6 protein-coding genes are annotated in these 13,348 nt (G+C 42.0%); 2 read left to right on the forward strand and 4 right to left on the reverse strand.

Annotation, left to right across the window (positions count from 1 at the left end):
* The first annotated feature begins 41 nt into the window (after window positions 1-41).
* Both AC2JBO_RS00185 and AC2JBO_RS00190 read left to right on the forward strand, forming a co-directional pair.
* Window positions 42-1,196 (forward strand): iron-containing alcohol dehydrogenase, encoded by a 1,155-nt coding sequence (locus AC2JBO_RS00185; RefSeq protein WP_496951591.1) that lies wholly within the window; start codon window positions 42-44, stop codon window positions 1,194-1,196.
* Window positions 1,197-2,097: 901 nt separating this feature from the next.
* Window positions 2,098-2,853 carry a transposase gene (locus AC2JBO_RS00190; protein ID WP_496951592.1) on the forward strand — a complete coding sequence of 252 codons (756 nt, stop codon included), beginning with the start codon at window positions 2,098-2,100 and terminating at the stop codon, window positions 2,851-2,853.
* Window positions 2,854-3,131: 278 nt separating this feature from the next.
* Here the strand turns inward: AC2JBO_RS00190 and AC2JBO_RS00195 are convergent, their stop codons facing one another.
* The 4 genes from AC2JBO_RS00195 to AC2JBO_RS00210 all read right to left on the reverse strand — a co-directional run bounded on the left by AC2JBO_RS00195 (window position 3,132) and on the right by AC2JBO_RS00210 (window position 13,348).
* Window positions 3,132-9,662, reverse strand: coding sequence for an amino acid adenylation domain-containing protein (locus tag AC2JBO_RS00195; protein ID WP_496951641.1), 6,531 nt, complete (start codon window positions 9,660-9,662; stop codon window positions 3,132-3,134).
* A gap of 53 nt (window positions 9,663-9,715) precedes the next feature.
* Complete coding sequence (locus AC2JBO_RS00200; RefSeq protein WP_496951593.1) at window positions 9,716-11,506, reverse strand: ABC transporter ATP-binding protein; 1,791 nt, start codon at window positions 11,504-11,506, stop codon at window positions 9,716-9,718.
* Between the two features lie 193 nt (window positions 11,507-11,699).
* Window positions 11,700-11,837 carry a hypothetical protein gene (locus tag AC2JBO_RS00205; protein ID WP_496951594.1) on the reverse strand — a complete coding sequence of 46 codons (138 nt, stop codon included), beginning with the start codon at window positions 11,835-11,837 and terminating at the stop codon, window positions 11,700-11,702.
* 1,124 nt (window positions 11,838-12,961) lie between these two features.
* Window positions 12,962-13,348, reverse strand: coding sequence for a response regulator (locus tag AC2JBO_RS00210; protein ID WP_496951595.1), 387 nt, complete (start codon window positions 13,346-13,348; stop codon window positions 12,962-12,964).

The raw sequence follows: 13,348 nt of genomic DNA on the forward strand, positions 1-13,348 counted from the left end.
GTTCTTTGTTAATTTACTACCTAAATATACGGGTAACTTTCATGGAAAACTTTGTCTTCCACAACCCAGTTAAAATCTTCTTTGGCAAAGGTCAGATTGCCAACATTACAACTGAAATCCCTGCCGATGCCAAAATTCTGATGACATACGGTGGGGGTAGCATTAAGACAAATGGTGTTTACGAACAAGTTAAGTCTGCTTTAGCTCGACGTAAAGTCTTAGAGTTCGGAGGGATTGAGCCTAATCCCAGTCTAGAGACGCTCCTCAAAGCTGTTGAAATGGTTCGATTTGAAGATATTAATTTTCTACTAGCTGTAGGAGGCGGCTCTGTTCTCGATGGCACTAAATTCATCGCAGCTGCGGTTCCTTTTGTAGGTGACCCCTGGGATATTTTGGCAAAGCAAGCACTAGTTAGTACTGCTGTGCCAATTGGTACGGTACTCACTCTACCCGCCACTGGTTCGGAAATGAACGACGGCTCGGTAATAACTAGGTGGGAAACGCGAGAAAAACTCTATTTCACCAGTTCCTTAGTGCTTCCACGTTTTTCAGTTCTCGATCCAGCAACCACTTTCTCACTACCGCCAAGGCAAATTGGAAACGGAATTGTTGATGCTTTCACCCATGTGATTGAGCAGTACTTGACTTATCCAGTTAATGCTCCGTTACAAGACCGAATGGCAGAATCCATTCTCAAAACCCTCATTGAAGAGGGACCAAAGACACTTTCTAATCCTACAGATTATGATGCACGAGCAAATGTAATGTGGTGTGCAACAATGGCACTGAATGGACTTATTAGTACAGGAGTCCCACAGGATTGGGCAACACATACTATCGCTCATGAATTGACAGCATTACATGGCATAGATCATGGTCAGACTTTGGCAATAATTTTGCCTAGTCTGCTGGCATTTCAGCAGTCTGCCAAGCGGGAAAAACTGTTGCAGTATGCAGAACGAGTCTGGGGAATTATAGATGGTGATGTCCAACAGCGTATCACAGAAGCCATCTCTAGAACTAAAAATTTCTTTGAGTCAGTAGGTGTTCCAACTCATTTATCGGTTTATGGAATTAGTTCAGGTGATATCGCTGCTATCGTTAAGCATTTTGGAGAGCGTGGTTTAGTTGCTTTGGGTGAAAGAGGGGATATTAAAATTGAAGACGTTCAGCAAATTCTCGCCTTGAGTGTCTAAATATCAAATGGGTGCGGCTCTTTTAGGAAGACAAAGAATGAGTCAGACAACCATTGTGAGTAAAAGGGTGTTGACCGAGATAACGGTAAAATGAGACACGTTGTGAAGTTATATGAACCGAACTGACAAAACCCTTGATACATGGTTGTTTCAACCTTAAGCTCTAGCTAAACCCCCAGATAAAAACATTCCTAATTTGGGTCAAACATGGGCGAGAGTAAGGGATAATTTGGGATGTCCGCTTGGTTTTTACGTGCGATTAAAAAATTTCCCCTTTATCATTTTTGGACAAATTTGTAAATCAATAAGGCATACTCTGCAATATTTATTTACAACGTGTCCCTTTTTGCCGTTATCTCGGCGGGCACCCTTATGTGCAAAGTAACGCAGATGTGACTTGAACAAGAAAATGGACACCGTGTCCAACTTCTTAGTCCAAAAAAGATACATAAGTTCATACAACAGTTCCACGCATTTGAATTATGGATGATTCGAGCAAAATATGATTTTACTCAATGTTCAATTGTCCATCTTCTTGTGACAAAAATGAACGACTGTCCACTTTCTTATTCCAAATTCAGATGAACGCTTGGAAAGTGTTCACGCTGGAATAGCCTATTTCAGGCTTCGAGTTGTCCAATTTCTTGTTCCAAAGTGTCCAAAAACTTGTTCAAGTCACAGCAGAACAAGCCCAAAGTTATGAACGCAGGTGGTGAGTCCAGTTGCCACGTCTCGGTTTCCGTGCGTGGCAAACTGGCGAACCCGAAGGGCGTAGATTTCTTGAAAATAGTATAGGGTTTGCGTAGATAAATTGTATCTACCATTGGCGATTTTTAATCGAAAATTCAAGCTGTAGAAAGCAGCTTAAGTTTGCGTAGATAAATTGTATCTACCATTGGCGATGGCAGCACTAAAAGATTGGCAGAACCATCGATTATATTTAGCTATTGATACAACTGTGCTGTGGAATCGTTTCTGTATGATTCATATCTCAGTAGTATGTTGTGGTCGGGCAATTCCTTTATTATGGCGTGTATTGGAACATAGTAGTGCGACAGTCGCATTTAAAGAATACGAACCGATGCTGCGTAAAGCCAGATGGTTACTGCGCCATCACCCCAATGTGATGATGCTAGCAGATCGAGGCTTTGCCAATCATGATTTTTTGAGTTGGTTGCAAGCAAGTAATTGGTATTACTGCATACGTATAACTTGTGACACAAAGTTACATGGAATCAGGCGCCATCTGATAGAAGCATCTTCAATTTATCCGAAAAAAGGCGAAGCGGCTTTTTATCGTAATGTTGGATTATGGCAAGACGGTTTGATTCGTTGTAACCTGGTAGTCGCTTATCCAGAAGGGGTATCTGAGCATTGGGCTGTTATCACTTCGGAACCTCCAACTTTAAAAATATTGCATGAGTATGCTCTGAGGTTTCGTGTGGAAGAACTATTCCTTGACAGTAAATCAGGTGCGTTTGAATTGGAGGATTCACGCCTGAGAAACGCGAAATCACTCGAACGTTTGTATTTAATTGCGGCTTTAACTTTACTTTATAGCACAGCGCAGGGCATGGCTGTACAAGTTGCCAGTCTGCGTTCAAGTGTTGACCCTCATTGGAATCGTGGTTTAAGCTATCTCGCGCATTGGTATTAATTGGCTTAAAGGTGTTATTCACAAAGGACGACAATTGTTAACCCCTATTCCTTTGTTACCAAAAGACCCCGAACCTTGTTTTGCTTCCAATAAAGCTCGCCAAGATATAAGTTACGGGATATGGTTTTCTCGCATCTATTCCTTGGAGTGTAGACCTTAATTTCACTGCCTTCCACATAAATCTGTCAAACAGTCAGGTTGCAGCGTAACAGTTTAATTATGGGTAAACTACCGGACATAATATTAATCGCCTCTTCAAATCAGTTGTCCTTACCTCATTAAAATTCAGAAAGCTTAGTTTCGGAGTTTTCAACAAGCTTCTGTAAGATTTCCTGATAGTAACTAAACAGGCGTTCTATTGTCTCACAGGTGAACAACTTTGCACTGTACAACAGAGAAATTTCTATGGTTTGAGAATCTTCAGTCGGGGAAGAAACATAAAGTTCTAGAGGAATCTGCTCATCCCACAGTTCGCATTTAGGCTGAACGGGTACAATTTCCCACTTTGAAATCCTATCAAGTCCTTGTATTGGAGGCTCCATAGTAACGCTTGCCGAGAAGGTAAGTTCTCTTTTGATTCTGACAGCTTCAATAACTTTTTGTAAAGGAACCTCTTTATAATTAATGGCTTCATTGACTGTTTCTTTTACCTGCTCTAAAAGAGTAAGTCCTGTTTGAGAGTTAGAGAGAAATGATCGCAAAATAATTTCGTTAATAAAACAACCGAGCATTCTTTCGATTTCTGGTGTACTGCGATTGCCAGTTGTAGCCACTACAAGAATTTCAGTTTGTTTGCTCCATTTGAACAAGAGTATCTTTAGAGCAGTAAGGATGACGACAAAGGTAGTAACTCTTTGAGAACGACTTAGGGTTTCGATTGATACAACAAGACTTTTTGGCAGAACTAGAGAATAGAAAGATGCTTGTCTGCTGTTGGTAGTAGGTTGTAGTTGCTGAGAAGGTGGGACATCCAGTGCTTGTGGACTATCAGTCAGTTTTTGAAGCCAATAACACAGTTGCTTTTCTAGTACCTCTTCGTTCAACCGCTTTCGCTCCCAGAGGGTAAAGTCCGCGTACTGAAGTGGTACTTCGGGTAGTGGTGTTAGTGCAGTGGCTGCTTTTGAGCTAGATAAGTCAAGAGAGAAAGCGCTTATTAGGGTTTCTAACTCCTGAAGAAAGATGCCGATTGAGCAGGCATCTGTGATGATGTGGTGCATCGATATTAACAACCAATGTTCTAGGGGAGTCAATTGCAGCAAGGTTGTCTTGATTAGGGGACTATTAGCCAGGTCAAAGTGGTGCTGGAATTCTTCAGCAACAATTCTTTGAGCAGAAGCTTCTTGTTCAGCAGCAGGTAGGTCTTGTAAGTCTACTATCTTTAATAGTAGGGTCAAAGATGGGGTGATGACCTGCACAGGTTGACCTTCTTTGACGGTAAAGGTAGTACGCAAAATGTCGTGACGGCGGATAATTTCATTGATGCTCTTCTCTACTGCCTCTGGAGAAAGCACGCCATTGAAACGTAAAGAAACACTACTGTTACAGAAGCAACTGTCGGGATTTAATTGCTGTACATACCATATATACTCTTGTGCAAAAGATAGGGGTATATGCGTATCTCGCATTGTGGGTAAAAGAGGGGGTAGGGCGCCAAGTGTTATCCCGCTAGAGGATTGCTCAATGAATCCCTTAAAACGAGCAGTTTCTATCACCTGGCTCAAGGAAGCAATGGTAGGTGCTTCAAATAGATGGCGCAGGGGAAGTTCAATCTTAAAGGCTTCTTGGATGCGAGAAATAACAGAGGTGGCTACAAGAGAATGTCCGCCCAATTCAAAGAAGTTGTCGTGAATACCTACTTGTTGCAGTCCCAAAACTTTTGCCCAAATAGCTGCTAGGGTTTCTTCAGTGAGGGTGCTAGGTGCAACAAAATTGTTTTCCAGTTCTTGGAGGGAGTTATCTAGCGCGGGTAGAGCGCGACGGTCTATTTTGCCGTTGGGAGTTAGGGGTATGGCTGATAAAAAGACAAAGGCTCCAGGAACCATGTAACCTGGCAGCTTAGTTTTGAGGAAAGAACGCAATTCATTGACTGTGGGGAGTACTGTCTCCTGCACGGCTTCTCCCTTGGGAACTACATAAGCTACGAGGCGCTTGTTGCCAGGGATATCTTCCCGTGCCGCGACTACAGTTTCTCGTATGCCAGGGTGCTGTGCGATTGCTGCCTCAACCTCGCTCAGTTCAATGCGGAAGCCGCGAATTTTTACCTGATTGTCAATGCGACCAAGAAAATCGATGTTGCCATCTGGAAGATAACGAGCATTATCGCCAGTTTTGTAAAGGCGAGAACCTGATTTATTGCTAAAGGGATTAGGAATAAATTTCGCTTCAGTTAAATCAGGACGGTTGAGATATCCTTGCGCTAAGGAGACGCTAGCAATGTGCAGTTCCCCAGGAATGCCTATAGGAACAGGTTGGAGATATGGGTCGAGAAGATAAACTTGGGTGTTGTCAATCGGACGACCGATGTGAAGCAATATATTATCTGTGTCATCAAGGACGACTAATCCAGAAGTCGTGACCACCGTGTTCTCAGTCGGCCCGTAGTTATTGACTACTTTGAACGGGATTGAAGCGGATGGATACTGATGAAGCTTATCTCCACCCGTCAGCATGATTTGCAAAGCTCCGTTAGACGGCCATTGCAGAGACAGCAGCTTTTCTGCTATTGGGGTGGGGACAAAAGTAATTGTTATTTCTTTGGAAACTATCCAGTCGCGCAGCTTTTCTGGAGATAGAAGAATATCTGGCTCGATTAAATAAATGCTTGCTCCCGATGCTAAAGTTGGCCACACTTCCCAGACGGAAGCATCAAATGCAGTTCCAGCTAGCTGAGTAGTTCGGTCTGATGATGTGAGATTAAAGGCGCGTTGATGCCAGAAAACTAAATTTAGCAGCCCCGATTGGGGAATTAGAACTCCTTTGGGCTTTCCGGTAGAACCAGAAGTGTAAATTACATAAGCTAAGTTCTCTGAGGTCACATCACTAATGGGAGGGAGTTCGGGCATCACAGAGATTTCTTTCCAATCAGCATCCAAGCAGACCACCTGCGCTTGATGCTCTGGTAACGAGGCTGCCAGTTTTTGTTGAGTTAGTAAAACTGGCAGCCCTGAATCATCGAGCATATAGGCGATGCGCTCTTTAGGATAGGCAGGGTCGATGGGGACATAAGCACCGCCCGCTTTGAGTACGCCCAGCAGCGCCACAATCATCTCTATGGAGCGCTCCACACAAATACCCACCAAAACTTCTAGACCTACATGCAGCGATTGCAGGTAGTGTGCCAACTGGTTAGCTCTTGCGTTCAATTCTCGATAGGTCAGCTGTTCGCCTTCAAATACTACTGCCACTGAGTCAGGTGATTGTTCTACCTGTTCCTCAAACAACTGGTGAATACATTTATCAAAGGGATACTCTACCTGGGTATTGTTCCACTCAAAGAGTAACTGATGGCGTTCGGTTTCTGTCAACAGTGGCAATTCCGAAATTTGTTGCTTTGGATTGGCTACGATTGCAAGAAGCAAGGTTTGAAAATGCCCTATCATTCGGGAGATAGTGTTCGCATTAAACAAATCAGCGTTGTACTCAAAACGACCAATAATGCCCTCTGGCCTTTCCTCTACATCGACGCTCAAATCAAACTTGGCTGTATCTGTATGAATATCCAGCTTATTTATAGTCCAGTCCGAATTCAAAGACGGCATTGAGGGTTGAGGAGCAAATGCTACTTGAAATAGAGGGTTTAGGCTGAGATTTCGTTCAGGTTGCAGTGTCTGTACCAACTTTTCAAAGGGCAAGTCTTCATGGGCGTAAGCTCCCAAGGTTACTTGACGCACCCGTAAAAGTAGCTCTCGAAAACTAGGGGTACCAGACACATTAGTACGTAACACCAAGGTGTTGAGGAAATACCCAATCAGCCCCTCGATCTCTGGTCTGTTGCGGTTTGCACTGAAAGTCCCCACAACAATGTCTTCCTGCCCAGAATAGCGGTAGAGCAAAGTTTTGAACGCTGCTAGCAGCGTCATATAGAGTGTAACCCCTTCCTGACGCGAGAGTGCCTTTAGTGCCTCAGTCAAGTCTTTGGATAGGGAAAAACGCTGTCTTGTACCTCGAAACGTTTGTTTGGCAGGACGCGGACGATCTAATGGCAGTTGTAATATCGGCAAATTAGCAAGCTGCTGCTTCCAGTAGTCAAGCTGGCTTGACAAAATCTCTCCAGTAAGCATCTGCCTCTGCCAAACAACAAAGTCGGCGTACTGTACAGGCAGTTCTGCAAGCGAAGAGGGTTTGCCACAAGAAAAAGCTTCGTAGAGTCTCGCTAGTTCTGGAAGGAAGACATTGTAAAGCGAAACACCATCAATGATGATGTGGTGAAAGGTCAAAAATAACCTGTAGTCAGCGTCTGCAAGCTGCATTAATTTAGCCCGCAGCAGTGGGCATGAAGTAAGATCGAAGGGTTGTTTAGTCTCCTCGGTTGCCAACCTACAAGCTTCGCCTTCCCGCTGCTGTTTTGGAAATTTTCTGAGATCTACCACTGCTAGATTAAAAGTATCAAGGGGAGTAATCACCTGCACTGGCTGTCCATCTACCGTAATGAAGCGCGTTCTCAAGCTTTTATGACGCTTGACAATTTCGTTAAGGGCTTTTGAGAGTGCATCTACATCGATAGCACCCGAAAAGTGAATTGTCAAGGGTTCATTATAGACAGGCGTATTAGGTGATAATTGTGCGAAGAACCACAGCTGCTGCTGACCCCATGAGAGAGGTAAGTTTTGGTTTCTGGCAACGGGTTGAATTAGGGAAGCTTGCAAGGGTAGCTTTTCCTGATGACCTGTCTCAATGCGCTTGGCCAGTTCGGCTATGGTAGGAGTGTCAAACAAAGAGCGTAAGGGCAATTCTATCTGAAAGGTTTGACGCACGCGGGATATTACCTGGGTAGCTAGCAGTGAATGCCCGCCCATTTCTAAAAAGTTGTCATGAACGCCGACGCTCTCAATACCAAGAAGTTCTGACCAAATTCCTGCCAGCACTTCCTCGATAGGATTGCGAGGTGGCACACAATCTGCTTTCGCATCAAACCTCGTGGTGTCGGGTATCGGTAGCGCCTTGCGGTTCACTTTACCACTGGGGGTTAATGGCAAGGTCTTCAGAAACACGAAGCGGTCAGGCACCATATAGTCGGGCAGTTTTTCCTTTAGGAAGCGGCGCAGATCGTTCACTGTGGGGGGTGCTGACTCCTGATTGGGAATCACATAGGCCACCAAGCGCTTGTTATCCAGTGCATCCTCCCAAACTGTAACCGTGACCGAGCGCACGTCAGGATACAGCCACAGGGCTGCCTCGATTTCACCCAGTTCGATGCGGTAGCCACGAATCTTGACTTGATCGTCGGTACGCCCCAAGTATTCAATATTGCCGTCCTCCAAATAGCGGGCTAAATCACCTGTTTTGTACAGGCGATCGCCTGGTTTGTCGCTAAAAGGGTTGGGAATAAACCGTTCATCAGTTAAATCGGGGCGGTTGAGGTATCCCTGTGCTAAAGCGATTCCGCCGATGTATAAATATCCAGGAACTCCACAAGGAACTAGTTTTAGTTGGGCGTCCAGTAAATAGATTTGGGTATTGGCGATGGGGCGACCAATGGGCGGAAGTGCAGGCCAAGAAGAAGGTGAACCTGTTAAGGTGAAAGCCGTGACAACATGGCTCTCTGACGGCCCGTAGTGGTTGTGTAATGTGCAACTTTTTAGCTTAGTAAACCAATTGGCGATTTGTCTGGTTATCTTCAATTGTTCGCCTGCAGTAATAATCTCACGTAGACTTGTGGGAACGACTTGCTGACCATCAGCGACCTCGGCTAGCAGCTGTAAGCCTACAAAAGGAAGAAACAGTCTTTCAATAGCTTTTTCGCTAAGAAAATGTAATAAACCTACCGCATCTCGTCGTAGTGATTCTGAGATTAAAACAAGCGTTCCGCCCGAACACCAAGTAGAGAAGATTTCTTGAAAGGACACATCGAAGCTTAGTGGAGCAAATTGCAAAGTCTTTGACCCTACGGAAGCTGTTGAGCTTTCTAATTGCCAAAAAAGCAGATTACATAGAGAGCAATGGCTCATAGCCACCCCCTTGGGCCTGCCTGTAGAACCCGAAGTGTAGATTATATAGGCTAGGTTGTTCGTCGTTACTCTCCTTTGGGGGTTGGATTGGCTGTGTTGAGCAATTACCTCCCAATCAGTGTCTAGGCAGACGAAACGCGAAGACTGTGAAGAAAGAGATTCAACTAACCGTGCCTGAGTAAGCAACACCGAGGTTTGGGTATCCTCGAGCATGAAGGTCAAGCGCTCAGATGGATACGCTGGGTCAAGGGGGACGTAAGCACTACCTGCTTTGAGGATACCTAGCAGTCCCACCACTATTTCTAGGGAGCGCTCTACGCAAATTCCCACTAAAACTTCTGACCCCACTCCTAAGCTTTGCAGGTAATGTGCCAGTTGGTTTGCTCTTGCGTTTAGTTCTCGATAGGTCAGCTGTTTATCTTCAAACACTACTGCCACTGAAGAGGGTGTCTGTTCTACTTGTTCTTCAAATAACTGATGAATACACTTATCTCGTGGGTAATCACTAGCTGTGTTATTCCACTCGACTAATAACTTATGGCGCTCCGTCTCTGTTAAAAGCTCTTTAGCAGAAATTTGCTGTTCTGGATTTGTAGCAAGAATTTTTGAATTATTGTTAGGTTCAATCATTGCATTTAATATAAGTAGAAATCTCTTCATTTACTTGTAATCAGATTGACACATGTATAAGTTATTTAATTCTCTGTAGAAGGGGAAGCGTGAGCGAACTTCTCCGCAGGAGAATCCCATAACCCGTTTTTTTGCCTTGCTTCGTGCCAGAGTGTGGCATATAGTCCTCCTTGCTGAATTAAATCAGTATGACTACCAGCAGCAACAATTCTTCCTGAATCCAACACAAAAATTAGGTCTGCACGCAATGCTTGACTAATGCGATGAGTAATAACAATCAGCGTGCGTTCAGTGGCAATACGCGATAACGTAGCGAAGATACCTGCTTCGGTAATAGGGTCTAATGCAGATGTGGCTTCATCCAGAATCAGAATTGCTGGGTTTCTCACCAACGCCCTTGCTAAGGCGATTCTCTGCCGTTGTCCTCCTGATACCCACCCCCCACGCTCTCCCACGGATGTGTCATAACCTTGGGGTAAGGTAAGAATAAAATCATGAATTTCAGCAGCTTTGGCTGCGGCTTCCACTTGTTCATCACTAGCTTCCAGATAACCCATGCGGATATTTTCCCGCACAGAACAGTTAAACAAAATTATATCCTGAGAAACCAGTCCAATTTGAGAACGCAGTGAATGTTGAGTGCAGGAGCGTAAATCTACCCCATCAAAGAGAATACGTCCCTCTTGTGGGTCGTAAAATCGCGTTAGCAAATTAACAATAGTGCTTTTACCTGCGCCTGAAAGACCAACAAAAACTATAAAGTTTCCTTTGTAAATATTCAAAGACAGGTTATTAATTCCTCCTCTATTTTGAGAATAGTTAAAAGTTACATCCTCAAAGCTAATTTTATGAGAAAAAGTAGGCAAGGCAACTGCATCCGATGCATCTTGTACTTGAGGAACTTCTGCCAAAATATCGTTAAGACGTTGCATTCCTGCCACCGCGCTTATTAAATAAGGCAGTGCAAAAGTAAGATTGATGATAATGAAATTCAAACCTGATAATAAAAATACATACGAAACAAGTGTTCCTACCGTAATCCAATTGCGGTAGGCTAGCATGGCGCTAACACCAAAAATGGCAAGCTGCAAAAGGACAAAAGCTACATAGGGAAATCTTTGCACTAAGTAAGACAGAAATTTTGCCTTAATGTAAGTTTGCTTCAAATTGTCCAATTGTCCAGAAAAAGTATTTAACATTCGTCTTTCCAGACCAAATATTTTTACAACTGATTGCGAGATAATATTTTCTTCAACCAGACTAGCAATAATTCCCTCTTTTTGCCGTAAATGATAACCTTCGTTTGTGGCTATCCGAGCAATTTTTGATGGTGCAGCTAAACAAAAAGTCAAACCGATGCAACTCATAATCGCTAATTGCCAGTTAAGGAAGAACAAGAAACTTACAGAAAAAAGAAGGTGAAATAAGCAAAAAACAGTAATTGGTATACCAACGAGAAGACTACTTTCTACCTTTTCTATATCTGCTACAAAGCAGTTGACAATATCTCCAGCTAAACGTCGTCTAAAAAACTCTATCGAAAGACCCTGGAGCCGCTCGAACATTACGCGACGAATATCGTTGATTACCAAAATACTGAAACGTGCCGCAAAAAAATCTCCCAATAAACCGGCGACTGAAAATACAATTGCTCCGCCGCCCAATAGCAGTAGCATTAAAAGTAAAAGGCGGTAATTTTGGGGAACAACAGCTGCATCAATAATAAATTTTAAACTTATTTTCATACCTGAGTCAAATGCAGCCTCAAAAATCTGACCACTCAAGACGAAAATAACTAACATTTTGTATCGAAATATATATTTATTTAATTCTTTTAAATACCAAATAATATTCATAATAATTCATAGTGATAAGAATAATTATTTATTGATTATAAAAATAACTTATCTTAATAAGTCATTAGTTTTCAGTAAAATAAATATTAACTAAAATTTTGTAAGAATTAAAATATTTATAATTACTTTTTTCAAAAATAACAAGTACCATAAAACTATAGCCAATGTCAGCAATGATCTGACAACCGTAAAACTACTTATTTATATGCAGGTACTTAGTTTCTACAGAAATTTCAGAATTTTTTTTAGCTTCTGACGCAAAAGTTGGTAATGTTTGAATTGCAGCCAACAAAACTAACCCTACATGGGTTAAATGCTTAATCTTTTTCATCTCACTCCTCTACCCACAAACTTTATGTATCTATCGTTACGTACCCACACGCGTTAATCCGGACATAAAAACATAATCTATTGATAATCGTTACTATAAATACTTAGTGTATTTAATAACTTTAAAATAGATTTAGCTTGCTCCCAAAAACTGTCATCCAGATATAGGAATCCGGTTTGATTTTTGAAAAGATACGTAGATAAGTAGGGCGCCTTAGTGACTGCGTAACGTACTATTATCAATATTTTAGTACTTTAGTGCATACTTAATTTTGTTCAAAAATCAAGTAGTAGTCCTATAGTTATAACTTATGTTGCATAATGCATTCAGCTTCAACGTGGCATTTATCGTTTCGTGAGCATAGTTGTTATTGCGTATAGGTACGTAAATAATTTTATAGGGTGAATTTCAGATTGTCCATCATAAATAATAGTAATTTTCAGGGGTAAAGGGTGCTAATACTACTAATATCAAATAAGTCGCAATTTTGAGTCCTGCACGACACCTGGTTAATATTTTATACAAACATCCGACTCGATCCGACTTTAATATCCGACTTTTCCGACTACCATTTAAGTAAGAGTAAGTATTATCATGTGTAGATAGCAACCATAACACTTGCTAACGGTCAAAATTTTACCGTAACAACGGACGGTTAAGTTTTTTGAACCTTGTAATACATTGAATCACTTTCAGCAGTTAGTAACCTTGCACTCCCCTTATGTACTAAGTTTTTTAATTGCTTCTTTGGGGTTATTAAAACTACTCTGTACCTAAAACTGCTAATTGCTGAGGAGGTTTCAATCTATTTTAATACTACTTGATTAAGCATTATGTGGTAACTTTAAAGATGTAGAGATGCGATATCTAAGCACTTCTGCACACACAAAAATATTACTAACAAAGCTTAATCGACTAGTATTTGAATTTATTCTCACCTTTACTTATCAATGTTTACAAGGAGAAATTTAGACACCGGGACGGCAAGGGATATCTCTTAACTCTAACTAGGAGCAAAATTAACCCTTTGGAAATGTCGAGTGTTTCTACTGCACAGTATATCTTGGAACAAAATTTAAGGGAATTTCCTATTGGGATTCCTTTTTTCTTGCTGACATCTTCCGTCAAGTTTTATGAATTCCTCGTAAAACTATCTCTGTAAGTTGGTCGGATAAAGTAAATGGGTCATAAGGTTTAGTAATTAACGCTGCCAATTTTAACTGACTAAATTGACGCTGTTCCGCAGGTTGAGCTTTTGCCGTTAAGAAAACTACAGGTATATGCTGAATTTCTGTGTTTGATTGTATTTTTTTTAATGTAGTTAACCCATCCATATCTGGCATCATTACATCCAAAAGAATTACATCTGGCTTTTCGGATGCTGCTAATATTAATCCTTCTTTACCCGAACTAGCAGTAAAAACTTCCCAATCTCCGGTTATTTCTAAGCACACCTGAGTTGTTTCTCGAATACCCTGCTCATCATCTATTATTAATACACGCTTACTCAT

The organism is Calothrix sp. CBUCES-K 9914 (assembly GCF_059640475.1).

Excerpts from the sequence above, each read along its gene's own strand:
- AC2JBO_RS00185 (WP_496951591.1), top strand. The coding sequence starts at position 42 with ATGGAAAACTTTGTCTTCCACAACCCAGTTAAAATCTTCTTTGGCAAA.
- AC2JBO_RS00190 (WP_496951592.1), top strand. The coding sequence starts at position 2,098 with ATGGCAGCACTAAAAGATTGGCAGAACCATCGATTATATTTAGCTATT.
- AC2JBO_RS00200 (WP_496951593.1), bottom strand. The coding sequence starts at position 11,506 with ATGAATATTATTTGGTATTTAAAAGAATTAAATAAATATATATTTCGA.
- AC2JBO_RS00205 (WP_496951594.1), bottom strand. The coding sequence starts at position 11,837 with ATGAAAAAGATTAAGCATTTAACCCATGTAGGGTTAGTTTTGTTGGCT.
- AC2JBO_RS00210 (WP_496951595.1), bottom strand. The coding sequence starts at position 13,348 with ATGAGTAAGCGTGTATTAATAATAGATGATGAGCAGGGTATTCGAGAA.